Source organism: Acinetobacter sp. TR3 (genome assembly GCF_027105055.1).
In the GTDB taxonomy this organism is placed as follows: domain Bacteria; phylum Pseudomonadota; class Gammaproteobacteria; order Pseudomonadales; family Moraxellaceae; genus Acinetobacter.
Genome location: NZ_CP114264.1, coordinates 1,929,101 through 1,955,534 on the forward strand (window position 1 = coordinate 1,929,101; position 26,434 = coordinate 1,955,534).

The 26,434-nt window shown below is 39.6% G+C and carries 28 protein-coding genes; 12 read left to right on the forward strand and 16 right to left on the reverse strand.

Going from position 1 to position 26,434, the window contains the following annotated elements; genetic code table 11:
• Positions 1 to 97 precede the first annotated feature (97 nt).
• The gene (locus tag O1449_RS09075; RefSeq protein WP_269238115.1) at positions 98 to 5,974 is read right to left on the reverse strand and encodes an ESPR-type extended signal peptide-containing protein; all 5,877 of its coding nucleotides are present in this window, start codon (positions 5,972 to 5,974) and stop codon (positions 98 to 100) included.
• Between the two features lie 355 nt (positions 5,975 to 6,329).
• Complete coding sequence (locus O1449_RS09080) at positions 6,330 to 6,563, reverse strand: helix-turn-helix domain-containing protein (protein WP_269238116.1); 234 nt, start codon at positions 6,561 to 6,563, stop codon at positions 6,330 to 6,332.
• A gap of 80 nt (positions 6,564 to 6,643) precedes the next feature.
• On the opposite strand from O1449_RS09080, the gene O1449_RS09085 reads away from it, so the two are divergent.
• Positions 6,644 to 7,129: a hypothetical protein gene (locus O1449_RS09085; RefSeq protein ID WP_269238117.1), complete on the forward strand. Its 486-nt coding sequence runs from the start codon at positions 6,644 to 6,646 to the stop codon at positions 7,127 to 7,129.
• A gap of 20 nt (positions 7,130 to 7,149) precedes the next feature.
• Here the strand turns inward: O1449_RS09085 and O1449_RS09090 are convergent, their stop codons facing one another.
• Both O1449_RS09090 and O1449_RS09095 read right to left on the reverse strand, forming a co-directional pair.
• Positions 7,150 to 7,410, reverse strand: a complete 261-nt coding sequence (locus O1449_RS09090) for a hypothetical protein (protein WP_269238118.1) — start codon at positions 7,408 to 7,410, stop codon at positions 7,150 to 7,152.
• A 108-nt stretch (positions 7,411 to 7,518) separates the two neighbouring features.
• Positions 7,519 to 8,678 (reverse strand): IS3 family transposase gene (locus O1449_RS09095; RefSeq protein WP_269238047.1). Its coding sequence is split into 2 segments (ribosomal slippage): positions 7,519 to 8,444 and positions 8,444 to 8,678, totalling 1,161 coding nucleotides; the frame shifts between segments, so codons are not numbered across the junction.
• 31 nt (positions 8,679 to 8,709) lie between these two features.
• On the opposite strand from O1449_RS09095, the gene O1449_RS09100 reads away from it, so the two are divergent.
• The 6 genes from O1449_RS09100 (at position 8,710) to O1449_RS09125 (ending at position 12,935) form a co-directional block, all read left to right on the forward strand.
• Positions 8,710 to 9,150 (forward strand): ATP-binding protein, encoded by a 441-nt coding sequence (locus O1449_RS09100; RefSeq protein ID WP_269239690.1) that lies wholly within the window; start codon positions 8,710 to 8,712, stop codon positions 9,148 to 9,150.
• 42 nt (positions 9,151 to 9,192) lie between these two features.
• Entirely contained in the window at positions 9,193 to 9,552 is a 360-nt protein-coding gene (locus O1449_RS09105) for a LuxR C-terminal-related transcriptional regulator (RefSeq protein ID WP_269239691.1), read from the forward strand.
• A 49-nt stretch (positions 9,553 to 9,601) separates the two neighbouring features.
• On the forward strand, positions 9,602 to 10,201 hold the full coding sequence (locus O1449_RS09110; RefSeq protein WP_269230155.1) for a phage tail protein: 600 nt from the start codon (positions 9,602 to 9,604) through the stop codon (positions 10,199 to 10,201).
• 158 nt (positions 10,202 to 10,359) lie between these two features.
• Complete coding sequence (locus tag O1449_RS09115) at positions 10,360 to 10,743, forward strand: hypothetical protein (protein WP_254730747.1); 384 nt, start codon at positions 10,360 to 10,362, stop codon at positions 10,741 to 10,743.
• A 211-nt stretch (positions 10,744 to 10,954) separates the two neighbouring features.
• Positions 10,955 to 11,656 (forward strand): response regulator, encoded by a 702-nt coding sequence (locus O1449_RS09120; protein WP_269230154.1) that lies wholly within the window; start codon positions 10,955 to 10,957, stop codon positions 11,654 to 11,656.
• 682 nt (positions 11,657 to 12,338) lie between these two features.
• The gene (locus O1449_RS09125) at positions 12,339 to 12,935 is read left to right on the forward strand and encodes a sensor histidine kinase (RefSeq protein WP_269230153.1); all 597 of its coding nucleotides are present in this window, start codon (positions 12,339 to 12,341) and stop codon (positions 12,933 to 12,935) included.
• 46 nt (positions 12,936 to 12,981) lie between these two features.
• Here O1449_RS09125 and gspM read toward each other — a convergent pair whose 3' ends face one another.
• Genes gspM through O1449_RS09150 form a run of 5 tightly spaced genes read right to left on the reverse strand, consistent with a single transcriptional unit; the run spans position 12,982 to position 16,851 of the window.
• Positions 12,982 to 13,461, reverse strand: a complete 480-nt coding sequence (gene gspM, locus O1449_RS09130; protein ID WP_269230152.1) for a type II secretion system protein GspM — start codon at positions 13,459 to 13,461, stop codon at positions 12,982 to 12,984.
• Positions 13,461 to 14,600 carry a type II secretion system protein GspL gene (gene gspL / locus O1449_RS09135; protein WP_269238119.1) on the reverse strand — a complete coding sequence of 380 codons (1,140 nt, stop codon included), beginning with the start codon at positions 14,598 to 14,600 and terminating at the stop codon, positions 13,461 to 13,463. Before gspL ends, gspM begins: the two co-directional genes overlap by 1 nt.
• 38 nt (positions 14,601 to 14,638) lie before the next feature.
• Entirely contained in the window at positions 14,639 to 15,094 is a 456-nt protein-coding gene (gene sixA, locus O1449_RS09140; RefSeq protein ID WP_004661514.1) for a phosphohistidine phosphatase SixA, read from the reverse strand.
• A 57-nt stretch (positions 15,095 to 15,151) separates the two neighbouring features.
• The gene (locus O1449_RS09145) at positions 15,152 to 16,225 is read right to left on the reverse strand and encodes an NAD(P)H-dependent glycerol-3-phosphate dehydrogenase (RefSeq protein ID WP_004661512.1); all 1,074 of its coding nucleotides are present in this window, start codon (positions 16,223 to 16,225) and stop codon (positions 15,152 to 15,154) included.
• Positions 16,226 to 16,272: 47 nt separating this feature from the next.
• Positions 16,273 to 16,851 (reverse strand): nitroreductase family protein, encoded by a 579-nt coding sequence (locus O1449_RS09150; RefSeq protein WP_269238120.1) that lies wholly within the window; start codon positions 16,849 to 16,851, stop codon positions 16,273 to 16,275.
• Between the two features lie 195 nt (positions 16,852 to 17,046).
• Here O1449_RS09150 and O1449_RS09155 point away from each other — a divergent pair, with 195 nt between their 5' ends.
• On the forward strand, positions 17,047 to 17,430 hold the full coding sequence (locus O1449_RS09155; RefSeq protein ID WP_269230147.1) for a hypothetical protein: 384 nt from the start codon (positions 17,047 to 17,049) through the stop codon (positions 17,428 to 17,430).
• Between the two features lie 49 nt (positions 17,431 to 17,479).
• Here O1449_RS09155 and O1449_RS09160 read toward each other — a convergent pair whose 3' ends face one another.
• Together O1449_RS09160 and O1449_RS09165 are read right to left on the reverse strand one after the other, a co-directional pair.
• Complete coding sequence (locus O1449_RS09160) at positions 17,480 to 17,722, reverse strand: hypothetical protein (protein WP_269238122.1); 243 nt, start codon at positions 17,720 to 17,722, stop codon at positions 17,480 to 17,482.
• 138 nt (positions 17,723 to 17,860) lie between these two features.
• Entirely contained in the window at positions 17,861 to 19,048 is a 1,188-nt protein-coding gene (locus O1449_RS09165) for a phosphoglycerate kinase (RefSeq protein WP_269238123.1), read from the reverse strand.
• A gap of 138 nt (positions 19,049 to 19,186) precedes the next feature.
• Here O1449_RS09165 and O1449_RS09170 point away from each other — a divergent pair, with 138 nt between their 5' ends.
• Positions 19,187 to 19,570: a DUF2237 family protein gene (locus O1449_RS09170; RefSeq protein ID WP_004680899.1), complete on the forward strand. Its 384-nt coding sequence runs from the start codon at positions 19,187 to 19,189 to the stop codon at positions 19,568 to 19,570.
• The gene (locus tag O1449_RS09175) at positions 19,570 to 20,163 is read left to right on the forward strand and encodes a Maf family protein (RefSeq protein WP_269238124.1); all 594 of its coding nucleotides are present in this window, start codon (positions 19,570 to 19,572) and stop codon (positions 20,161 to 20,163) included. The genes O1449_RS09170 and O1449_RS09175 overlap by 1 nt, the downstream gene beginning before the upstream one ends.
• A 79-nt stretch (positions 20,164 to 20,242) precedes the next feature.
• Here O1449_RS09175 and O1449_RS09180 read toward each other — a convergent pair whose 3' ends face one another.
• Together O1449_RS09180 and O1449_RS09185 are read right to left on the reverse strand one after the other, a co-directional pair.
• The gene (locus O1449_RS09180; RefSeq protein ID WP_269238125.1) at positions 20,243 to 20,620 is read right to left on the reverse strand and encodes a hypothetical protein; all 378 of its coding nucleotides are present in this window, start codon (positions 20,618 to 20,620) and stop codon (positions 20,243 to 20,245) included.
• 198 nt (positions 20,621 to 20,818) lie between these two features.
• Positions 20,819 to 22,309 carry an MFS transporter gene (locus O1449_RS09185; protein ID WP_269238126.1) on the reverse strand — a complete coding sequence of 497 codons (1,491 nt, stop codon included), beginning with the start codon at positions 22,307 to 22,309 and terminating at the stop codon, positions 20,819 to 20,821.
• Positions 22,310 to 22,434: 125 nt separating this feature from the next.
• Between O1449_RS09185 and O1449_RS09190 the strand changes: the two genes are divergently transcribed.
• Positions 22,435 to 23,025 carry a TetR family transcriptional regulator gene (locus O1449_RS09190; RefSeq protein ID WP_269238127.1) on the forward strand — a complete coding sequence of 197 codons (591 nt, stop codon included), beginning with the start codon at positions 22,435 to 22,437 and terminating at the stop codon, positions 23,023 to 23,025.
• Positions 23,026 to 23,185: 160 nt separating this feature from the next.
• Entirely contained in the window at positions 23,186 to 23,644 is a 459-nt protein-coding gene (locus tag O1449_RS09195) for a GNAT family N-acetyltransferase (protein WP_442865246.1), read from the forward strand.
• Here O1449_RS09195 and O1449_RS09200 read toward each other — a convergent pair.
• The 3 genes from O1449_RS09200 to O1449_RS09210 form a co-directional block, all read right to left on the reverse strand.
• The gene (locus O1449_RS09200; protein ID WP_269238129.1) at positions 23,617 to 24,153 is read right to left on the reverse strand and encodes an SMI1/KNR4 family protein; all 537 of its coding nucleotides are present in this window, start codon (positions 24,151 to 24,153) and stop codon (positions 23,617 to 23,619) included. The two genes, O1449_RS09195 and O1449_RS09200, sit on opposite strands and share 28 nt — an antisense overlap.
• Positions 24,154 to 24,190: 37 nt before the next feature.
• Positions 24,191 to 25,444, reverse strand: a complete 1,254-nt coding sequence (locus O1449_RS09205) for a serine hydrolase domain-containing protein (protein WP_269238130.1) — start codon at positions 25,442 to 25,444, stop codon at positions 24,191 to 24,193.
• An 82-nt stretch (positions 25,445 to 25,526) separates the two neighbouring features.
• Positions 25,527 to 26,381, reverse strand: a complete 855-nt coding sequence (locus tag O1449_RS09210; protein ID WP_004661494.1) for a MaoC family dehydratase — start codon at positions 26,379 to 26,381, stop codon at positions 25,527 to 25,529.
• Positions 26,382 to 26,434 lie beyond the last annotated feature (53 nt).

Below are 26,434 nucleotides of genomic sequence, written 5' to 3' on the forward strand. Positions count from 1 at the left end.
TTGCAATTGATTCAAATTCACATTTCGCAGTTCAATAAAAAAAGGAACTAAGCTCGTTTAAAGCTTAGTTCCTTTCACTAAATTGTAGAAATGTTACTTATTTCCAAGAATAAGACACACCAGCACCTACAGCAGTTGTATTACCATTATTAAAGCCTGTTGAGAATGCTCCCTTGATTGCAACACCATTATCGAAGTAATGACTTGCTCCCACAGCGATAGCAGACTGACTATCATAATACCCCATACCCATACCAACAGTAGAAGCCCCTTGTTCAGCTGGCATTGGAATATTTGTCATCGCAGTAATACCAGCAATACCTTGCGCGGCAATTTCTCGGTTTTTACGAACATCTTGATTGGTTTGATCCACACGGCTAGATACATCTCTAAAGTTATTTTCTAGATCCATAACTTTGGTATCAGTATAAGCTTTCGAATCAGAAAGCACTTTTGCATCAGCAGTTTTATATTCTTGACGCATTACCACTTCACGACTATCTGTATATCCTTTTGCACTTGTTAATGTTGCCTGATCACCTGCATCTGCATAAGTTTTAGCATCAGTTAAAGTTTTGGTATTCGCATCTTTCATCTGCTTAACATTTACAGCATCAGTATCTTGCACACCAGCTGCAACATGAATAATCTGACGTTCCTTACCAGCAGCACCAACTGAAACAGTATTATCTCTGTCTGAAGCTGAATCATTACCCAAAACAACAGCATTTTTGGCAGCAGTATTTACGTTATTGCCAACAACAAAACTGTTATCACCAGTGACCGTATTATCATTACCAACAGCATAACTTCCATTTGCTTGAATGACATTTGGATCACCAAAGGCACCTGAACGCTCACCTTCAACTTTATTGCCTTTACCGACTACAGTATTTGATTTTCCTTTTGCTGAAGCTCCAGAACCCACCACCGTATTATTTTCACCATCGGCAACAGCACCATCTCCAAGAGCAGTAGCTCCAGAGCCTGTAGCTTTAGCTCCAGAGCTCGTTACATTTGGATTCGCATCAAAGTAAGGATTGTTACCACCACCTTGAGATGCAAGCCACTCTTGTTCTGTACCTGAATAACCATTGTCAACAGCTATTTCAAATGCACTTTTACCATTTGCTCCCGTATCTCCTTTCGGTCCTTTAGCTCCAGTCGCGCCCGTAGCACCTACATCACCTTTATCGCCTTTAGCTCCAGTTGCGCCAGTCGCGCCGATATCACCTTTATTGCCCTTGTCACCTTTAGCTCCAGTTGCACCCGTAGCACCGACATCACCTTTATCGCCTTTGTCACCTTGAGCACCTGTGGCTCCAGTCGCGCCGATATCACCTTTGTCGCCTTTAGCTCCTGTTGCACCCGTAGCACCTACGTCACCTTTATCGCCCTTGTCACCTTGAGCTCCTGTTGCACCCGTAGCACCGACGTCACCTTTATCGCCCTTGTCACCTTGAGCGCCTGTTGTGCCCGTAGCACCGACATCACCTTTATCGCCCTTGTCACCTTGAGCGCCTGTTGCACCCGTAGCACCTACGTCACCTTTATCACCTTTATCGCCCTTGTCACCTTGAGCTCCAGTTGCACCCGTAGCACCGACATCACCTTTGTCGCCCTTGTCACCTTGAGCACCTGTGGCACCAGTCGCGCCCGTAGCACCTACATCACCTTTATCGCCTTTAGCTCCAGTTGCGCCAGTCGCGCCGATATCACCTTTGTCGCCCTTGTCACCTTGAGCACCTGTGGCACCAGTCGCGCCCGTAGCACCTACATCACCTTTATCGCCTTTAGCTCCAGTTGCGCCAGTCGCGCCGATATCACCTTTGTCGCCCTTGTCACCTTGAGCACCTGTAGCGCCTGTTGCGCCCGTAGCACCTACGTCACCTTTATCACCTTTATCGCCCTTGTCACCTTGAGCACCAGTGGCTCCAGTTGCACCCGTAGCACCGACATCACCTTTATCGCCCTTGTCACCTTGAGCACCTGTAGCGCCTGTTGCACCCGTAGCACCTACGTCACCTTTATCGCCCTTGTCACCTTGAGCTCCAGTTGCACCCGTAGCACCGACATCACCTTTATCACCTTTATCGCCTTTAGCTCCTGTTGCACCCGTAGCACCTACGTCACCTTTATCACCCTTGTCACCTTGAGCTCCTGTTGCACCAGTAGCACCTACGTCGCCTTTAGCTCCAGTTGCGCCCGTAGCACCTACGTCACCTTTATCGCCTTTATCGCCCTTGTCACCTTGAGCTCCTGTTGCGCCCGTAGCACCTACGTCACCTTTATCACCTTTATCGCCCTTGTCACCTTGAGCTCCTGTTGCACCCGTAGCACCTACGTCACCTTTATCGCCCTTGTCACCTTGAGCTCCAGTTGCACCCGTAGCACCTACGTCACCTTTATCGCCCTTGTCACCTTGAGCGCCTGTTGTGCCCGTAGCACCTACGTCACCTTTATCGCCCTTGTCACCTTGAGCACCAGTGGCTCCAGTTGCACCGACATCACCTTTATCGCCCTTGTCACCTTGAGCACCTGTAGCGCCTGTTGCACCCGTAGCACCTACGTCACCTTTATCGCCCTTGTCACCTTGAGCTCCAGTTGCACCCGTAGCACCGACATCACCTTTGTCGCCCTTGTCACCTTGAGCACCTGTGGCACCAGTCGCACCGACATCACCTTTATCGCCTTTAGCTCCAGTTGCGCCAGTCGCGCCGATATCACCTTTGTCGCCTTTAGCTCCAGTTGCGCCAGTCGCGCCGATATCACCTTTGTCGCCCTTGTCACCTTGAGCACCTGTAGCTCCAGTTGCACCGACATCACCTTTATCGCCCTTGTCACCCTGAGCTCCTGTAGCTCCTATTGCACCAGTTGCGCCGACATCACCTTTATCACCTTTATCGCCTTTAGCTCCTGTTGCACCCGTAGCACCTACGTCACCTTTATCGCCCTTGTCACCTTGAGCTCCTGTGGCACCAGTCGCACCCGTAGCACCGACATCACCTTTATCGCCTTTAGCTCCAGTTGCGCCCGTAGCACCTACGTCACCTTTATCGCCCTTGTCACCTTGAGCTCCTGTAGCTCCAGTTGCGCCGATATCACCTTTGTCGCCCTTGTCACCTTGAGCACCTGTAGCTCCAGTTGCGCCCGTAGCACCTACGTCACCTTTATCGCCTTTATCGCCCTTGTCACCTTGAGCTCCTGTTGCGCCCGTAGCACCTACGTCACCTTTATCACCTTTATCGCCCTTGTCACCCTGAGCTCCTGTAGCTCCTATTGCACCAGTTGCGCCGACATCACCTTTATCACCTTTATCGCCTTTAGCTCCTGTTGCACCCGTAGCACCGACATCACCTTTATCGCCTTTAGCTCCAGTTGCGCCAGTCGCGCCGATATCACCTTTGTCGCCTTTAGCTCCTGTTGCACCCGTAGCACCGACATCACCTTTGTCGCCCTTGTCACCTTGAGCACCTGTAGCTCCAGTTGCACCGACATCACCTTTATCGCCCTTGTCACCCTGAGCTCCTGTAGCTCCTATTGCACCAGTTGCGCCGACATCACCTTTATCACCTTTATCGCCTTTAGCTCCTGTTGCACCCGTAGCACCGACATCACCTTTATCGCCTTTAGCTCCAGTTGCGCCCGTAGCACCTACGTCACCTTTATCACCTTTATCGCCCTTGTCACCCTGAGCTCCTGTAGCTCCTATTGCACCAGTTGCGCCGACATCACCTTTATCACCTTTATCGCCTTTAGCTCCTGTTGCACCAGTTGCGCCGACATCACCTTTATCACCTTTATCGCCTTTAGCTCCTGTTGCACCCGTAGCACCTACGTCACCTTTATCGCCCTTGTCACCTTGAGCTCCTGTGGCACCAGTCGCACCCGTAGCACCGACATCACCTTTATCGCCTTTAGCTCCAGTTGCGCCCGTAGCACCTACGTCACCTTTATCGCCCTTGTCACCTTGAGCTCCTGTAGCTCCAGTTGCGCCGATATCACCTTTGTCGCCCTTGTCACCTTGAGCACCTGTAGCTCCAGTTGCGCCCGTAGCACCTACGTCACCTTTATCGCCTTTATCGCCCTTGTCACCTTGAGCTCCTGTTGCGCCCGTAGCACCTACGTCACCTTTATCACCTTTATCGCCCTTGTCACCCTGAGCTCCTGTAGCTCCTATTGCACCAGTTGCGCCGACATCACCTTTATCACCTTTATCGCCTTTAGCTCCTGTTGCACCCGTAGCACCGACATCACCTTTATCGCCTTTAGCTCCAGTTGCGCCAGTCGCGCCGATATCACCTTTGTCGCCTTTAGCTCCTGTTGCACCCGTAGCACCGACATCACCTTTGTCGCCCTTGTCACCTTGAGCACCTGTAGCTCCAGTTGCACCGACATCACCTTTATCGCCCTTGTCACCCTGAGCTCCTGTAGCTCCTATTGCACCAGTTGCGCCGACATCACCTTTATCACCTTTATCGCCTTTAGCTCCTGTTGCACCCGTAGCACCGACATCACCTTTATCGCCTTTAGCTCCAGTTGCGCCCGTAGCACCTACGTCACCTTTATCGCCTTTAGCTCCAGTTGCGCCCGTAGCACCTACGTCACCTTTATCGCCCTTGTCACCTTGAGCTCCTGTAGCTCCAGTTGCGCCGATATCACCTTTGTCGCCCTTGTCACCTTGAGCACCTGTAGCTCCAGTTGCGCCCGTAGCACCTACGTCACCTTTATCGCCTTTATCGCCCTTGTCACCTTGAGCTCCTGTTGCGCCCGTAGCACCTACGTCACCTTTATCACCTTTATCGCCCTTGTCACCTTGAGCACCAGTGGCTCCAGTTGCACCCGTAGCACCGACATCACCTTTGTCGCCCTTGTCACCTTGAGCACCTACGTCACCTTTATCACCTTTATCGCCCTTGTCACCTTGAGCTCCTGTGGCTCCAGTTGCACCCGTAGCACCTACATCACCTTTATCGCCTTTGTCACCTTGAGCTCCTGTGGCTCCAGTCGCACCCGTAGCACCTACATCACCTTTATCGCCCTTGTCACCCTGAGCTCCAGTTGCGCCCGTAGCACCTACGTCACCTTTGTCGCCCTTAGCTCCAGTCGCGCCTGTAGCACCTACATCACCTTTATCGCCCTTGTCGCCTTTGTCACCTTTTAAAGAGGCTAGCCACTGCGTTTGTGTACCAACATATCCACCTACAACTGCAAGTTCATAAGCACTTTTACCGTCAGCTCCACCGCCTGTTGGTAAACCATCAATTTGGCTTTGTAAACTCGTTAATTTAGTATTTACAGCAGTAAAAGCACTTCCTATATTTGTATAATTTGACCCTTGTATGACATAAGTTGGGCCAGTAAATACGCCTCCGCTAAAACCAGCGCCACCGCCAAAAACGTTGGCTAATGAATTTAATTGTCCAAAATTAACTGCGTCATTTGTAGATGTACCATTAGCAAGGTTGGTGATTTTATTATTATTAAAAGAAATGGTTCCGTTACCAGCTGAACCACTTAATGAACCTTTAGAGGTAATTCCTCCTGCACCCACTTTTAAAGTGTCTGCATTAATAGTGACATCGAAATCATCATTTGCGATTTTGCTATCTGAAATTGGTGCATTGTTATAACAATTGATCGCTCCCCAATATTGTTGGCTCACAATCGTATTGCCATGAGTTGTGGCTGCAATACCTGGATTTGTATTTGAATCTTTTGCGCCACAGGTTATCACTTGCTCGGCAAAAACTTGTTGAGTCGCTAAAGTAACGGTTGATAATCCTAAAGCGATAACGAGCGGTTTTAACCGTAATTTATTTTGAGTACTGAAAGACCCAAATTCATTAAAAAAAGTATTCGTCTCAACAATACCACCTGTCTTATTCGTCTTCACTTCGCTTTTAGCATTCTCGGATACAACAACTACACGCCCTAGAGATCTACTCCAAATTTTTTTAAAGATACGATTCATGTTATTCCCTTCTTTTTGTGAATATAAACACATAAATTAGAGAGTATTTTTAGTAATAAAGAATCATTGAAATTTGGTAGAAAAATAAAAAAAATATCGATAAAAAAACTGTTTGGAATAACAAATTTCAATGATGCACACGCTAAGTAATTTATCTCTAATAAATCCACATAAAAATTTTAATTTTTAATTCAATACAAAGGATAAAAATGGATACTTTAAAAGTGCTAAGTAAACGTGAGCATCAAATTTTTTTAAATGTTAGTACATGGTGTATATATCATTGATCTTAGTCCACCCTTTCCATTTATCGGTAGTCCACTAATTTCACTTCAAAACTTGCCACTAAAAAATCTTACTGCTCAAAACAGCATACTAAAAAATCATTAATAGATTTATCTAAAGCTGATAGCCAATCATGCAATTCTAATATATCAATTCTTCTGTCTAGGTTTTCAACTTTAGCTATGTATGATTGTGGCTTTTTTAAGGATGTAGCGAGTTCTACCTGAGTAATATTTTTCAACTCACGTATTTTAATTAATTCTTTGATCAGGTTTTTGTATCGAGGGTCATGTATTGAGCTCATAGCCCAAGATGTTGTACTATTAATGAAATTATCCCAAAATAGGATAATTTCATGTTCAATTGTCTATTCGGTATATCTATATGTCTACAAATCATCAGCTTAAAAACTGTTTGTTTGATTTTTTATCAAATAGAACATTCTCAGGCTATGAGTTTAAAGACTTAAGAACGCTTTTCATCAGTCAGTATCCTGAATTTAGTGCTAAAAAATATTATGCGAAGATTTATCAGACAATTAGAGAGCTAGCTTCAATAAATCTAATATCAATCGATAGCCGAACATGTACTTATAAGTACTCTTCAAATTATGACCGTATAGATATATTGGATTTAATTACCATTAATGCATTCAATTGCGATATCAAAACTGATCTTGCAGTTGAAAATGATAGAGTCATCAGTGAAATTAAGAAGATTAATAATGAAATTTCTATTTATCAAAGTTATCTTCAACGATTTCCGACACTTTCCGAAATAATTCGAAATTTAGTTAAAATAAAAGAAAAAGAAATTGGTTTGCTAAAGTGTGAGTTGACTGCAATAAAGAATATGATAGAAGCCTGTTAGGCTTCTATCATAAATATAAGTTATAAATTTTGATTTTCAACTTGATCTAGGATACAGATTAAACGTCTCAAAGTTGTTGTATCTGCTTCAGATTTAAGTTTATCAAAATCACTTGAGAAAAATTTTTCTCTCAATAAATCACAGCTTTCTTTAGAAGGGTGTTCTATTAGCCAAAGTGCTAAAAAATCCAGCTTCTTATTCAGAGAACACTCAATTTCTCCAATTTTCTCTATAAGAAGAATTTCATCAAGTGACCAATTTTTTTCAAATTGTTTACTCACAGAAGGAGGAATTTTCTTTTTATAGTGTTCTAAATCAAAGCCTATTAAATCTCTTAACGTTTGTTGAATATCTGATTGATCTTTATAGGTTGGATTTGATCTTTGATCCTAGACAGTATCGTGGACAACCGATCCCTCTAAATTCTTGAAATATTTCTGTTCAAAGGCTTCTGGACTTAACCAGCCATTTGCAGAATGCCTTCTGATTCGATTGTAGTAAACTTCAATATACTCAAACAAGATAGCATTTGCCTCTTTTCTCGTAGAAAATACACTGCCATGTACTACATGCCCCTTCAGGGTATGGAAGAAGCTTTCGGTCACTGCATTGTCCCAACAGTTTCCTCGTCTAGACATGCTTTGAATACAGTTATTCGTCAATAATAGCGCCCTAAAATCACGACTACAGTACTGACTACCTTGATCCGAATGCACCATGACACCCGTTGGATAACCCTGACGAGCCATTGCATAATTAAACGCATCACACACCAATTGGCGGTCTATTCGATGGCTGGTTTGCCAACCCACAATACGACGGCTGAATAGATCTAGCATCACACATAAATACAGCCAGCCTTCTTTAGTTCGGATATAGGTAATATCCGTTGTCCAAACTTTATTAGGCTGAGTAACTGTAAATTGGCGATCCAACAAATTTGATGCTGTAGACAAACGATGGTTTGAATCAGTCGTATGCTTGTATTTACGTGCAATCCTACTACGTAAACCAAGCTTTTTTAGCATCCTTCCAACGGTACGTTCGCTCATGCGATAACCTAAATCACGCATGTCATGTACCAATGACGGTGCACCCAAGCGCGCATGATGCTGCCAATATACAACTTTTAAATCATTGTATTTCTGCGCTGTATTGGTCTGGCGTTTTCGCCAGGCATAATAGCCTGAAGTGCTGACATCTAGGCATTTACAGACAGAAGACACAGTGACTTCATTTATATCCATATCTTGAATTACCGTGTACTTTTCTTGGCATGATCTGTCAGAAAGTACACATGCGCTTTTTTTAAGATGTCATTGGCTTCCTTGAGCTGTTTGACTTCTTTTTCTAATTCCAAGATCCGCTGTTGTTCAGGAGAAAGTTGACGTTTGCTTGAACCTACTGGATTGGCTTCACGAATCCATTTATCTAAGGTTGAATAACCCACACCTAATTTATGGGCGATTGCAGCTATAGGCTCGTGGGAGTTTGAAAGTGCATGATCAATTGCTTGCTGTTTAAATTCCGGACTAAAACGTTTAGCCATTTCTTGGATCTCCAAAGATTGAAGTTACGTTATCTTTAGAGGGACATGCTGTCCATTATTTTGGCTAGGATCATTTGCTACCAAAGCATGCTTAGAAGGTTACAAAACCAAGTTTTTCAAATATGCAGATTTTATAGATTTACTAGAACAAGCTATAGATAATTCAAATGAAAAGCCTTTAATAAAAAAGTTAATTAAATTTGATCTCATAGTGTTAGATGATTTTGGGCTTAATCATACTCCTGCAAAAATTGAAAGTTTCCTATTGGATTTCATTGATAGTTTCTCAATGCATGGAAGTTTACTTATCACTAGTCAATTTTCTTATGAATTATGGCATGAAAAATTTAATGACCCTACGATAGCAGATGCAATCTTAGATCGCATTATTCACAACTCGTATACGTTTGAAATAAGTGGCGACTCGATGAGGAAAATTAGTTCTTCTAATAATGAAATAACCACTCTTTAAGAGTGGTTGGTTTTCACGTGAAACGGGTGGCTGATTTTGGGTGTGATATTCATACATGGTTATCGAGTTAAAGAGATCTCCTTAAAACTTCATATTAGTGAAAGAACTGTTACTACCCACCAAGAAAACATTTATCAAAAACTCGACATTCATCACAGATCTTTCCTGCTGCAATTTTCATCATATTATTCTGAATTTTTAAACCTACTCACACCTCGAGAATTAATGATCGTCGAGCTTTTATCTAAAGACTTGAGTAGCTCCAACATATCTATCCAATTAAATCTCAGCATTGAAACTGTCTATAGTTATCGGAAATCAATTAATCGAAAACTCAAAACCATTCAATCAAAATACGATGTTTTGGGGATATTGGCTCATGAAGAAATTTCAGTAAATTAACAAACACAAAAACATCAACAATATTACTGAAAATTAAAAGGTAAAAATTATGAGCGCAGATCCATACCTAGGTGAAATCATGCTAATTCCATACAACTTCGTTCCAAAAGGTTGGGCGGCATGCAATGGACAATTATTATCAATCGCACAAAACCAAGCACTTTTCAGCTTACTTGGTACCATTTATGGTGGTGATGGGAAAACTACTTTCGCACTACCAAATTTAGGTGGACGCTTCGCACTAGGAGTAAACAATAATTTTCCAATTGGACAAGCCGCAGGAAGTCAAAGTACGACTCTCACAATCAATAACTTACCAGCACATACACATGTCGTTGCTAGTCAAACCATCAATGCTTCAGTTTCATTAACACCACAAGCAAGCTCAGCCGGTGGTAATACAAGTAGCCCTGCTAATGCAGCATGGGCAAATGCAAATGATCCTAACACAGGCAGTGTATATGACGTGTTTACTCAAGATACAAGTCAATTAGTCAATATGAAACAGTTAAATGCCACCACGCAAGTCGTTGTTCCTGTGCAAAACACAGGAATATCTGGAGGCAGCCAGCCCGTCAATATCACAAACCCGTATTTAGCTCTTTACTATGTGATCAGCTTAGAAGGTATATACCCTTCACGCTCATAAGAATTCAAATCAATAGAATTAAGTCTTAAAACGATCTTCATCGCTTGTCTTAAGACTTATTGTGGATGCAAGAAACCACTACAAAAAATGGGGCGATATTCGGAAAAGCCATAAGAGTACGAACTATAACTTTTATAAATATTAAAGGAAGTAAAATAATGAGCGGATGTCAATGTGATCCACAAGTCGTTCCAGACTACACAAAAGTAGGTTTTAATGGTGAAAATAGTAATGCTTTACAATCTAGTGTAAAAACAACAAATACAATTGAATCTGTACAAAATCAGTTGAGTAGTACCAATGTACAAGCTTTAAGTCTAAGTGCTTGTGTAGGTGCTTCTTATCGAAACGGCGATGTTTGTTTTGACTTCCCTGTTTTCGGAAATGTTTGTGTAAATGTTCCAATCGGCATCCCTGCAAATGCAAATTTACGCGTATGTGGTGATGTTTGCACAACTTGGGGAATTCCAACAGGGCTTAAAATCACGTTGTATGTCAATGATCAAGCACTTTGGAGTGGTACAGTGGTTGGTAGTTGCTAATTAACTATGGTCATTTTTTGCTTACAGCAAGCTTAGTAATTTCTAAGCTTGTTGATATTAACCAAACATATAAAGATTTATTCAAACAACTATTAATTATATTATAAAAATTAATTTAAATTTTATAAACAATTTAAATTAATTTAAAAAAATATAGCAAATACAGAACCGATGATTATAATAAAAAATATACGTATATTTGATAATCATCATGATAGAACAAATAAAAGATAGATTAAGTTTTTTTGATCAAAATTTACTTAGCTCTGCTTTACCAAAACCAGTTCTGGTTGTTGATGACGACTATATAATTCAAAATAGATTAAAAAAAATTTTAATCGACCTTAACTATAGCAATAACGATTTAATATTTTCTGAAAACTTATCTCAATCTATGCTTGAGGTAAAACAACATAATATTGCATTTGCCTTAGTCGATTTAGGCTTGCCTGATGGCAATGGTACAAAATTAATTCGTAGTTTGAGACAAAAAAATTCTACCATTCCAATTCTTGTTATTTCAGCTTGGAGTACCAGAGATGCAATTTTTAAAGCAATACAAGCTGGTGCAACTGGTTATCTATTGAAAGAACGTGATGATTATGAAGTCACTATTTCAATTAAACAAATATTACAAGGTGGTATTCCAATCGACCCTTTTCTTGCTCAGATTATTTTAACAAATATGGTCAAAAAGCCACAAAAGATTAAAAATTCACCAGAAAATTTATCTGCAAGAGAATTAGAAATTCTAGATTACGTTACTCAGGGATTTAACAATCAAGATATCGCAAATGAATTAGGATTATCGCGTTATACCGTAGAAGCTCATTTACGCAATATATATAGTAAGCTTGCGGTAGATAGTCGTTCTAAAGCAATAAAAATTGCATATTCATTGGGTTTATTCTGAAAATTGGGAAAGAAATTATAAATAAATGTCGATTATTCAAAATTCATTTAACCTATTAATTCCTATTTTCATCATGGCATTTGGTGCTATTTTACTAACCACAACTTTAAAAAAATATTTACCTCCTTCTATTTCTTGGTTATCAATTTTTCTAATGATGACAGGATCTAGTTTATTAATTCTGCATTTAGCTCCTGTTCAAAAAACACCTCATTGGTATTTCTTTTTCAGCTTAATTTATTTAGGTGTTTTTTTCTCATTTGCTCAAGCAGTTTTATATAAATTCAATCAATCTTTTTCTTTCAAACTGATTTTTATTCTGGTTAGTATTTTTATTCCTATATTATTTTATTTCGCTTATCTAAATTCAAAATTAGAACTTACTTTACTTATTTCTTTCCTTTTTTCGGCGTGTATTGTTGGATTAAAATTTCCAAAAATCTTCGCTGTAAATAGCTATAGTATGATAGACAAAATGATCAAAATTATTTTTCTATCATCAGGTTTAATTTTTATAGCCCCTCTCATCGATCAGAAAATTATTTTTCAAACAGTGCACACAGATCATGATTGGTTTCAAATACAATTGTGCTTTTTATTTGGGCTGCTGATTTTTTCAACATTATTAATTATCAGTAATATCAAAGATATTTTAAATATTCATCAAACAGAATTAGAGAGAATGAGACGTCAGGAGCGACTACAATTTTCTCATGATTTACATGATATTTTAGGCAGCTCTTTAGTTCGTTCTATTGGTGTGATTAGCCAAAGCAAAGAAAATTTTGATAACCAACAGTTCTTATCTATTCTGAAACTGCTACGTGATGATCTCAGAGAAGTCATCGATAGTGGATCAAGTATCTCAGGTGAAGTTCCGAAAACACCTATTTTATGGGGAGCACCTGTTAGACATCGATTTAGTCAAATTTTCAATGAGTTAAGTATTCAATCTGTTTGGGATTTTGCAGAAGTTTGGCATTCACAACCTAGTGCATTGGAATGTTTGACATTATTGCGGATTACAGAAGAAGCACTTACCAACGTCATCAAACATAGTTACGCCCAAAAAGTCATTGTTCGTTTGTATTTTTCTGACCTTAAACAAATTATTTTAGAGATTGAAGATGATGGTATCGGCTTTAATGTCGATGAAGTGAATAGTGCAAATGTCAATATTGGTTTACGCAGCATGAAAATTCGCCTTGAGAAAATTCATTCTGTCATGGATGTTCAGTCCAAGCGTGGTCAAACCATCATTCGAGTCATTCAGAGTTAATTATGATGAATTTATAAATATAAAGGAGCTACAAGCTCCTTTATATTTATTGCACGGTCGCAGTTAACTTGATTTGATTGTTATTTGAAACCATGTCCATTTTTTGGATGCTCAACCCCATTTGAGAGAGTTGCATTAAAAAGTTTGCAAGAACAGCATAATTTTGATGTTCGGCGACAATTTGAATTTGCTCACCATTTTGCTGTGAAGAAACTGATAAGCCTTGTTGTTGTGCCGTACGTTGAATTTTATCTGCCGCTGAGAGCTCCAGATCATTTGCTGGTTTCATTGTTGCTGCATTACTTTGCATCCAAACCGTTAAATCTTTTAATTCATTTAAACGTTTTTGCTGTTGCTCGGCTGATGCATGCATTTTCCATAATGCAAAACCAATAATCACAACAACTAAAAAAACTGTTGTGAAAATTACCATCACGCGTTCACGTACAGATAAGCTCTGTAAATATTGATTTAAGGTTTCAATTTTTTGATCGAAACTATTTTGTAGACCTGTTAATGCTTTCATTATTTTACTTTTACCACCCCAATCGCACCAATCGAATCTGCTTGAACGTTACCCAATTCAGCTTGGAAACCTTGTTGGTTTAATTGTTGAGTTAATCCTTGTAAGTCATCTGCAGATTTAGCTTTTAATGACATTGCTAAAGTCGAAGCATCATAATTGACTTGCTGAGCAATGATCTGTTTCTGCATTAAAATCGGTCCTACTCTACTCAACAACGAAAGTGCTTGTGTATCACCTAGCTGACTCATACGTAATTGACTTTCAAACTGACTTTTAATGTTTTGCTCAGTAACGCGACTATTTTCACCAAACCAGAATTTATATTGATCTATCGCCTGAGCCGATGTCTGATCAGCCACTTTTTTTAGTTTAGACCAACGCAAAGCATCATAACCCAATTGAACAAAAATGACTGCAACCAAAACCAATGCTGAAGCTTTCCAATAACCTGACCATTGAACTTCTGCATTCTTTGATTTTGGCAAAACATTAAATGGATGCTGTTTTGCTTTTGCCAAGGGCTGACATTGGTAACTAAATTCAGTGTATTGATCATGGCTTAAAGCAGCCATAACAGTTGCTAATTCAGTTGAATTAAGATTTGCCAGCTTATAGTTCGTTTCAGGTGTTTGAAACTCAAGGAATAATCCCAAGTCATCCACTGAATTACCAGACCATTCCGATTCTCTTACCAATAAGTGATCATACAGGTTTGCAATCACCACTTGGTTTTCTTCTGGTGTTGGTAAGATTAAAAAGTCAGGTAGGAACGCTGCAATTTGAATTGGCAAAAGACTAAGTGCGTGTTGCCATGTCTCAACTGTGGAATGAGCCACACCCATCACATTAAGCTGATCATTTTGAAAATGATGAACCACCTTCATTTGATCGATTGGCAAAGTCACATATTCTTCTAATAAGTATTTAAGCCCTTCTTGCCCTAACTGCTTGTAGTGCATTTTTGTCATAGGTTGTTGCAAGATTTGCGCATTACGACTTGGAAAATAGACCACCGCCTCTTTTCCATTATGCACTTGTAAGTCCTGAATCAACTGCTCAAGACTATTTGCCTGTAACCAATTTTCCCCTGCCGACCAATACCATGTTCCATTGGTTTCGGGCATCCATATATACAGCATCGGTGTTCAGTACCCTTATCCTATCGCGGATATATAAATTATAGTGTTGGTATAAAACGATTCTTTTGTGTTGATAAACCATTGGCAATCACAGCTTGATCATAAATACGTGCTTCTGCTAATGCAAACGGATTAAAATTCTCATGGGTCAATTGCTCTGCGATATGTGCAACTACATTCATATGACAGACCACAGCAATGGATTCATAGGGTAATTTAGATAACCATTCAATTGCATCTTTAGCATCATCATCAGGTTTAATTTTATCGCAAATTAAAACAGGAATACCGTGAAAATGAGCCTTGATGTGTGCCAAAGTTTCTTGGGCACGTAATAGCGGACTAACAATAAAAATTTCAGGCTGAATGACATCTTTTAAAAAATGTCCTGTTTGCTCTGCTTGTTGATGTCCACGCACTGTTAATGGGCGTTGCGTATCATTACCGTTGATTGCTGGAGATGCTTCACCGTGACGTACTAAAGTTAACTGCATATAACGACCTTATTATTTATACCTATATATTAACAATGATTGATGACAGTTTTCTGATTAAACTTCATGATGTGGTAAAACAAATTCTACATCACTACGATGACCATTCTTCATCAATGATAAAGCGATCGTCATTGGTGGCGCATTTTCAAAAATAACTTCATATAAAGCATTGGTAATCGGCATGTAAACATCCAGTTCTTGTGCTTTAGCACGTACTTGGACAATGGTATTAATCCCTTCGGCTGTTTGACCTAATTCTTTGGTTGCTTGATCAAGTGTTTTACCCGAACCGAGCGCAAAACCAATTTGATAGTTACGACTTAATGGACTATTACAAGTTGCAAATAAATCACCTACACCAGAAAGCCCTAAAAAAGTTAAAGGATTTGCACCCTGCTTAACTGCAAAACGACTCATTTCCGCCAAAGCACGGGTTAAAATCATACTTTTGGTATTTTCACCAATGTTATAAGCAGCACCCATACCCATAGCAACTGCATAGATATTTTTTAATGCTCCACCCAGTTCTACACCGTGTACATCATCGCTACCAAACACACGGAATAAGGCACTATGCAAAGCATGTTGTACCGCATAACGGACCAATTCCGATTCACTTGCAATCACTGTTCCTGATGGCATACCTGCCATAATTTCTTTTGCTAGATTTGGACCTGATAAAACGCCGTAAGGAACTTCTGGTAATTCTGCGCGAATAATCTCACTCATGAAACTAAAGGTTTTTGCTTCAATACCTTTGGTTAATGAAACTACGGCTTGGGCTGTAATAAACGGCGCAATTTGTTTTAAAACATCACGAAATGAATGACTAGGAATAGCGACCAGAATAATATCTCGATCTCTTACTGCTAATTCTAAATCAGCAACAGCGCGCAAAGCTGGCTCTAACGGATAATCAGGTAAATAACGTTTATTAATATGTGTTTGATTAATTTCTTCTGCTACAGCCGCATCACGAATCCAAATCATGGTATCGCAACCATTGCGTACAGCTAAATTCGCCATTGCTGTACCAAAACTACCACCGCCCAATACCGTAATTCTTAATGCTGTTTTTTGATCTACTGCCACAGGCTCAACTAAATCACTAAATTTTAACTCTGTCATTTTTTTTCCTGAAACCAATTTCTTTCTTTAATCATTCATCAATAGGATTAAACTTGTTGCCATACTTTTAAAAAATCTTGACTCTCTATTTCTGCACGAGGTGCAATCGTTTTAGCGGCTGTTCCAATATAAATAATACCAGAAATCAAATCTTGCTCTTTTAAGCCAAATTGTTGCTTAAGCCAATTGGATTCTACAACTGCACCAGAACGCCACATACTCGCAAAACCTTGTGCTTGTAATGAGAGTAAGAAGTTTTGAACAGCAGCACCCGTACTTAAAATTTGTTCGAAGTGCGGAACCTTTGGGTGATCTTGGATCGTGGTTAAGGCTAAAACAAGTAAAGGCGCGCGAAATGGATGGTGCTTCACTCTTTCTAATTGTGCAGGATCATTTTCGCCCATATCAGCTAAAGCATTTGCTAAAAACTCACCAAAAGCCGCTCGTTGCTCAGGTGTTACAACCACAAAACGTGTTGGTTTTAAACGATGATGATCAGGTGCAGTCAACGCAGCTTGTACTGCTTTTTCGAGTTGTTGTAAATTTGGCGCTGGTTCAACAAGCTGACCTACAGATTGACGTTGATGAATATTTTGATGAATTGTCTCTATATTTGAGTCCGTCATTGACATGAATCTAACTAACACAAGGATTTGTTTAGATTAGCATAATCTAGCCAATTTCCACCACGTTTAATCCTTGCTTAATCATCAATTTGAGAAATTTAACAGAGCGCTACTACAAACTGTACATAACCTGCAAAAGCAATTTAAAATAATATGTTCAAATAATCCAATTAGATAACTACTTGAGAACAAGCAATGAAAAAAACGTTAATCATGAGTTTATTAGGCGGATTGGTACTTGGGCTCACCGCATGTGCATCAACTCCAACCAACACCTTAGCGATCCAAAAAGAAAATAATCAATATGAAGTGACGGGAATTGGTAAAACCAATTTGATCGCTAAGAATAATGCCATTAGTGCCGCTCAAAAAACTTGTACCCGAAATACATCACCAGTCGTGGTTGATGAGAAAACTGCATATCAAGGCGTTTTAAAAGGTGTAGTCGATGAACAAACAGGCAAATTGGTTGAAGCTGCTGCGGGTGTAATCGGCACACTTACTGGGAAAAATGCTTCTCTAGCCAAAGATGATGATTACCAAACGACATTGACCTTCTACTGCAAACCTAATGCTTAAATAAAAAAAGCCGATGTGATCACATCGGCTTTTCTCATTGTGGAGGAGCTTACTGAGCTTCGCTCGCCGCCTCTTCCGAAGCTGAGTTTACTGCTTCAGCATTTTTCTTATCTTGTAATTCTGGCTTATCAATGGCATCAATGGCAGCTTGTTGCTCTGGAGTAGTCGGTGCTGATACTTCTGAAGCTACTTGTTCTTGCTGTTCAACATTTTTTGCTTCTTCTTTCTTTCCACATGCAGTTAACATGATTGGAGCAATAATTAAAGCGGCAAGGGTTAATTTCATTTTCATCACGGCTTTCCACAGTTACTTGGTTAAGTTGATGACAATCATATTGCAAATATATGACAATTTGATGACAAAATAAAAGAGCCGATTTGCATCGACTCCTTTTTTATCTTTCGTTATATATCAAAGGGTAAATCTTTATTAAGCACGCTCAAGCAGTACAGCGACCGCAGGTAATGTTTTGCCTTCTACAAATTCTAAGAATGCACCACCACCCGTTGAAATATAACCGATTTGATCTGCAACTTCATATTTATCAATTGCTGCGAGAGTATCACCACCTCCTGCAATTGAGAAACCAGCTGACTCAGCAATTGCCAATGAAAGTGCTTTCGTCCCTTCACCAAATTGATCAACTTCAAATACGCCTACTGGACCATTCCAAAGAATCGTTTTTGATGTTTTTAAGATTTCTGCAAAAGCTTGTGCTGTTTCTGGACCAACATCTAAAATCATGTCGGTGTCAGTCACATCTGCAACTTTTTTCACAACAGCTTGTGCATTTGCCAAAGAACCTAAGAAGTCACTGAAGTCGATTTGAGTTGCATCAGCAACAACGACATCAGTTGGTAATGGAACACTTACTTTTGCAGCAATTTGTTTTGCAGTGTCAATTAAATCAGCTTCGTAGAGAGATTTACCAACATTGAAACCAGCAGCAGCAAGGAATGTATTAGCAATACCACCACCCACAATCAATTGATCACAAATAGTAGAGAGTGAATTTAATACATCGAGTTTTGTTGATACTTTAGAACCTGCAACAATTGCTACCATTGGTTTTTCAGGTGTTTGCATTGCTCGACCTAGCGCATCTAATTCAGCGGCTAATAACGGACCAGCAGCAGCAACTTTTGCAAAACGTGCTACGCCTTCTGTTGACGCTTCTGCACGATGAGCAGTACCAAATGCATCCATAACAAATACATCACAAAGTGCTGCATATTTTTGCGCAAGCTCTTCTTTGTTTTTCTTTTCACCATGATTGAAACGTACATTTTCAAGTAATACCACTTGACCCGCTTCAACCTCAACGCCATCTAAATAATCAGTAAATAATTTAACATCCTGACCCAAAGCAGTGCTTAAATAAGCTGCAACTGGTGCAAGTGATTGCTCTGGCTTTGGCTCACCCTCTACAGGACGACCAAGATGAGAAAATACCATTACCGCAGCGCCTTTATCTAACGCAGCTTTGATTGTTGGTAATGCAGCACGTAAACGTGCATCGCTGGTAATTTCCCCATTTTTTACAGGAACGTTTAAGTCTTCACGAATAAGAACACGTTTACCTGCTAAATCAAGGTCAGTCATGCGCTGAAAATTCATGGATGGCTCTCTAGTTGATTTTAAAAACGGCACAATTTTAAATGATTCTCTGAAATAAAGGTGAGTTTTTTGCAGAAAAGCTGTCTAAAATTTCACTTTTGATTATCATAATCATCGTTATTAAATCTTTGTATTCTTATGTCTATTCATCCTGATCCAAAAATTAATCGTTTAAATGTTCTTGGCGAACCTTTATCTAGTTGTTGCTTTGACCCAATCACGGGCTATTTTCGTAATGGTTTTTGCCATACGGCGGTCACGGACTTAGGTCAGCACACCATGTGCGCGCAAATGACTTCAGATTTCTTAAATTTCTCACAAAAAGTTGGGAATGATTTAATTACGCCTTTACCAGAAGTGGGTTTCCCAGGATTAAAACCAGGTGATTTTTGGTGTATTTGCGTTACACGTTGGGTTGAAGCATACGAAGCAGGTCATGCCCCACCAATTAAATTGAATGCTTGTCATAATGCTGTTTTACATTATGTACCACTGAATATTCTCGTGGAATATGCGGTCTAATGAATCAGTTTGAATTGATTTTGGCATCGAGCAGCCAAACCCGTAAAGACTTGATGGATCGTTTAAGGCTCGATTATCATTGCATTTCACCCGATATTGATGAATCTGCAATGGGTGAATTGCATGCAGATGATTTAGCTAAACGTCTCGCTTTTCAGAAAGCGCAAGTTATTGCACAACAACATCCAAATGCGATTGTGATTGGTTCTGATCAAGTCGCTTGGCGTGAACACGCACCATATGATTTTATTGGTAAGCCTCTAAGTGTTGAAAATGCCATTCAACAATTACAAGAAAACTCAGGGAAAATCGTATTTTTTAGCACCGCTCTCAGTGTTCAGCACTTGCAATCAGGGTTTGAAACAACACTGGTTGAGCATTACCAAGTGAAATTTCGCCAACTTACTCTCGCTGAGATTGAGCGTTATATCGAAATTGATCAGCCCTTGCATTGTGCGGGTAGTTTTAAATGTGAAAGCTTGGGGATTAGCTTATTTGAAAAAATGGTTGGTGATGATCAAACTACGTTGATGGGTCTACCCATGATTCAGTTATGCAAGATCTTACGTGCTTTTGAGCTTAAGGTTCCTTAGAAAACCTTATCTAAGCTTATTGAGACAAGGTGTTTTTTCAGATCAATTAAGTTAGATACAGCTCTGATCCCTTTTTTCACTATAAACACGTATAGCCACTATCCTGAAGGCCTTGTTTAATAACCTTTGCATTCTCTTCAGGCATTGTTTCTTTTAATTGTTCGATTGATTTCTGAAAATATGGATGAACTTTAGATTGATTAGCTATATAAGTAATCCTTTCCGCTGCCTGTACCGCATCACAAACAGTTTTTTTATCTTTTATTTTATTCAAATCAAAATCATTATCTATTAAAACTTCAAATCCATTCATTAATGCAGGCATATCGCTATAAATAATTTTTAATAAAGCATAAAATTCCTTCATATCTTTTTTTGTTGGCTCTGCTTCATAAGCCTGTGTTGAGGTTGATCCCATCAAAACGATTAATGCAAGAAATAGCGAAACCTTTTTCATTTTATAAGTTATTGCAAAATATATGAAAAATTAGTATAGCATTTCATTATTAGCACTGAAAACTACATTTATGAACCTTTATTACAGCATAACAAATTATTAATATGCGATTTTGCTTTAACGCTATCAAATTTTAATGCTAACCGCTTATTTTAGCCACACCCTTACCCAAACCCAATTTGGATAAGGGTAAACCAACTATTCTTCAACTGAAGAAACTCTTTTCGGCAATGCAAACCAAATAAAAATCGACAAGATCAAGAACAAGAGCGCAGCCACGTTCAGCACTGAACGATGCGATTGGCTAAAAGCCTGTTTTGCAGCTTCAATCACATGCTCAGCAATCACTGGCTGTAATTGCTTGGCAGCTTGAACCGCCTCACCAATCGAACTGCTTACCTGTTCAATGATGTTATGTGGCACATCGGTTGGCACCACAATCGAGTTTGCATAAAACCATGACAACATCAAACCGAAAAAGGCAATTCCCAGACCCGCCCCCAGTTCATAAGCCATCCCTTCAATTGCCCCTGCTGCTGTGGCTTTACTTGGTGGAACTGAGGACATAATTGCAGAAGTTGAAGCCAATAATGCAATTTCAACATTCAGACCCAATACCACCATCCAACTCCAGACCTGTATCTTCGCCTGTATAAAGTCGGTATTTGCCAAGCCCCATAAACTTAAAGCACTCATCAACATACCAAGCGATGCAACTGAGCGCAGACCGAAACGGTTGACCAGCATACTAGCGACTGGGCCTCCTAAACTGATCGCAATCATAAAGGGTAGAATAAATGCCCCTGCTGCCAATGGTGAAAGCTGATAAACAAATTGCAGTTCCTGAGAAATCAGCAACTCAAAGCCAACCAAAGCCATCATTGATACAATCGCCATCACGACACCTGTCGCAATCACAGGATGTTTGAATAATTGAATATCAATCATTGGAGAGGTTGATGTGAGCTGTGTACGAATAAAGCCAATCAACAAACTAAAACCCACTGCAAAGATCAAAACTGACCAGATGCTAAAGCCGTGCATCACAGTCTTGATCGCATAGATCATACTTAGGATGGCAATCACTAAAACAATAGCTTGTAATAAATTGAGATGTTGTTTGGGTTGCCCCGTCTGTTTCGGAATGACAAATATAGTAAAAATAATGACAGCAAGCATAATCGGAACATTAATCAAGAAGACTGAACCCCAATGAAAATGCTCCAATAGAAAACCACCCAGTAATGGGCCAAAGGCTGCACCACCACCGCCGACTGTCGCCCAAATGCCTAGAGCAAAATTACGTTGTTTTTCATCAAGAAAAGTATTACGAACCGCAGATAAAGTGGCAGGCAAAATCATGGCTGCACCAACAGCCAATAAAGCACGAGAACCAATCAGTGCATATGCGGTAAAAGAAAAGGCAGCGGCCAATGATGCTAGACCAAATAAAATCCCACCAATCACCATGAGCTTTTTAAAGCCAATACGATCTCCCAATGCCCCCATCGGCAAAATAAGACCTGCCATGACCAAAGAATAAATATCAATAATCCACAGCAACTCATTTGCCGATAATGAAAGTGACTCACTCAACGTCGGTGTTGCGACATGGAGGACAGTTGCATCAATTGATACAGGGAGGTAGATCAATACAACGATTGCAAGAATTAACCACTTGCTAGACATAAATTTCTCTAAATTGGACACGCGTTCAAATTGGCGTTATTATAGTCAAAATTGGACACTTGTCCAATTTCAAAATATACGTTATTTTGTTCGTGTTTGTGACTATCGCCTAAGGCGCTGAAAGTATGGCTTATTTAAATAAAGAACAACGTCGTGAAATGATTCTACAAGCAGCCATGCAGGTTGCCTTGAACGAAGGTTTCTCTGCAATGACCGTTCGCCGTATTGCAACTGAAGCTCAAACCTCCACAGGACAAGTCCATCATCATTTTGCTTCTAACTCGCATTTAAAAGCAGAAGCATTTATTAAGCTTATGCAGCAACTTGATGAGATTGAAAGCCAAGTGAATACAACAAATTATTTACAACGTCTTTCACTTCTACTTGGATGTGAAAATATTGAACAAATTCAACCCTACTTACGACTGTGGAATGAAGCTGAAGTTTTAATTGATCAGGATCAAGAAATTAAATTTGCCTATAATATTGCAATGCAAGATTGGCATCTTTCGATTGTACGCATGATTGATGAAGGTCAAGCCCAAGGAGAGTTTCACTTTGACACCAATAGCCACGATATCGCATGGCGACTGATTGCTTTCGTCTGTGGTCTAGAGGGTATTTATAAGTTAGGTTTGACGGGTTTAAATGAGGTAGATTTTAAAAGACATACTGACGCGATTATTCAAGCAGAACTATTCGAAAACAAAACCTAAATAAGTGAAATAAAAATGAAAGTATAGTCAAACCACTTTATTATCCATACATGATTCGAAAAAAACTCGAAATAACTCATCGACTGAGTTGTATTAGTTTTATAATGATTTGACTATACCATTTTTACAAAGTCCAAGACTCGATTTGTTTCTATTTCAAATGGATGATCTTGCCGACATCTATCCTTACGTAACAACAACTTTAACCCGTTATATGATTTGGGAACCTGCACAAAGCTTTAAAGAGTTGGAGCAAATCGGTCAAAAATGGCTCATTGCTGAAACAAAGTATACCGACCGTCATTTTGTTTTACGTGATAAAGAAACCCATCTTTTTATGGGCTTGATTGGTGTTCATCATTTACACACTTCGACACCAGAATTTGGCTTATGGATTCGTGAAGATTGCCACAATCAAGGTTTTGCCAAAGAAGCAATTTATGAAGTATTTCGTTGGGCTTCTAGCCATCCAGTTCAATATTTTTTATATCCAGTTGCAGTCGAAAATCAACCTAGTCGAAAACTAGCAGAGTTTTTAGGTGGAACTATTGCTGGATACAAGACGGAAAGAAAATATGAGTCGGTGATTTATCATATTCCACCGTTTGATATAGGGTAAATTAAGTCAATCTCAGCTTCAGAAGATACTAGCTGAATTAGCCAATTTTCAAAAGTAGACCAATGTTCTGTATCATCCAACCAAGTTTCAGGATCATCTTCATGGGAAAATATAGACATTTTATCCGATATTGCTTCTCTTAAATCAAAACCTATAACATCCCCTCTACCAGTATTTGAAGCGAACAAAAATAATTGAGGAAATGGATTTTCCATCTCTAAAAAAACGTCAGAGGAAAAATTATATATTTCATCCAAAGGTATAAAATCAAAACCCAAACCAAAATTATCAACATAAAGCTGAGAAGCCCCAACCTCTGATAAAAAATACTTAAAACTATCAGGAAGTATGAGATTAAATTTTAATTCAAAAGAGGTGATTTCTTGAAGAGTATATAATTTGATTAGATGAAACTCATAAACTACTCCTGATGGAAATTCTATGGGTTTGCCCTGACTAGCATTCAATAACACTTTTAACTGAATGCAAGCATCAACAAATTTACTCATCTAAGTACCTAATTATATTTCACTGATTTATCTTAAATTAAAACCACCCTTTCTTTCCATTTAAAATAGCATCTGCACAACGCAAGGTCTCTTGGCTTAAACCCCACAAACGATAATCACCCGTTGCAGAGGTAATATTAAAATTATGCGTATAAGCAAAACTCAGTTCACGATCTGGATCACACCATGCCCCTGAGCCATTAAAACCAACATGTCCAAAACCATGTGGCGCACGTTTGCCCATCGTCAAAATACGGTGATAACCCAAACGCCAATGCATTGGAATTGGCATCACTCGATCACGTGCTTTAGATTGTACGGTGCTTAACTGCTTAAACACTTCAGGACGAATCAATTGTTGACCATTCCACTGCCCTTGATTTGCAAGCATCGCATAGACTTTTGCCAAACTATCTGCGGTAAAGACTCCATTTGCCGCTGGAATAACAGCTTGTAAACCAGCATCACTATAGAAGCTAAAATTACGCATGCCTTTTGGAATCATGGCATCTTGGAAATCTTGAGGGCTTTGTCCTGAAAGTTCTAAGAATTTTTCTGACAATGAGGCTGCACGTGGTTGATCTGTTTTTTTAACTTGTGGCTTAGGTGTAGATGGCTTTTTAGGTTTTTCAAGTAACCGTGCTACTCGCTGCAATTCAGAAGTTGGTGTCCCAAAATATGCACCATCCAATTCAAGTGGTTGCACCAGATAACGCTGCATTAACCAACTTAAAGGCTGTTTTGCTGCTTTTTCAATAAGCCCACCCACGAGCCAACCATAAGTCAACGGTTGATAAGCAAAGCTTTGTCCTGCTGCAAAACGTGGTGTAGCAGCCGCCATTACTTCTAACATATGCGACCAATCCAACATTTCTGTTGCTGTCTCAATCGTATTGCGGATATCGAATAAACCACTTTGATGCGATAAAACATGACGCAATGTCATATTGGCTTTACCATTTTGGGCAAACTCAGGCCAATAATGTGCAATAGGCTGATCATAATCCAGTAAGCCTTCGCTCACTAAAATATGTGCAAGCGTTGCTAAAATTCCTTTGCCTGTGGAATAGCACATTGCCAAAGTATCAGATTGCCAATCTTGTTCTTGAGATTTTTTACCTGTAAAAATATCGACAACTTTCTGACCTTTGAAATAAACCACCAACGCAGCACCACCCTGATGGCTTCGTGCATCTTGCAAACGGCTGAATTGGGTTGCTAAGTCAATAAAACGCTCATCAACCTTGCCATGATAATTATGCGTATCGGCAAATAAAATCTCTTTAATCAATGCACACATCCTTATGATATTTATATTTTTTAGAATAACCCTCTTGCGAACAAAAGGGCTGACTCAATAATACTATTCAGTATTAAAGTGCTTTTACTGTTCCCGCAACATGCGGCTTTTTAGATTTAACGTTACGAATCAAGAAATCAGTTTGTTTTGATTCAGCAGCTGTTAAAAACTCAACAGTTGATGGTAAATACATTGGCAATTTAAACCAAACATCTGCTTCATAAGCCGCAGGTAACTCAATGCTTGCTAACGCTTTCGCCTTACTCCACATGCCATGTGCAATCGCTTGTTTAAAACCAAAGGCTTTAGCTGTGACAGCATGAATATGAATCAAGTTAAAATCACCTGAAATCAAAGCGTAACGGCGACCAGTATTCTCAGAAATATTCCATTCTGCTTTTGGCTGATATGCAGGCTCTTTAGATTCTTTCGATTTTTCAGAAGCTTTTTTCTCAGTTTTTTGACGTGATAAATAAGTCGTTAAACTTTCCATCACCACTTCACCGCCCACTTTGGCAGTTGTAATGAAATCGAATTGTAAGCCTTTATCATGTGGCTGAAGTTCGCCAAATTTACATGACAACGTAATTTGCTCATTTACAGCGATTTTACGTGTTTGTTTGATTTGGTTACGAATATGTACCAAACCTAAAATTGCGAATGGAAATGCTTCGCTGGTCATCATGTGCATTTGCAAGCTTTGAGACAACACAGCTAGATAAATTGCAGGAACAAAACCATCATTTTTAAAACCACAAATTTCGTTATAGCTTTCTAAATGTTTTGCATCAATGTTAAGTGTATCTACCACATATTCAACTTGTGGTAATACTTTTTCGCCTTTTGGCTTTTTAAAAATTAAACCTTGAATAACTTTCGGATAAGCTAAGTAAGGCTTTGGTAATTGACTAAAATGGCGTGTATTCATAATGAACCTTTCTATATTTTTATAAAAAAGGGATGCACAAGCACCCCTCTTCA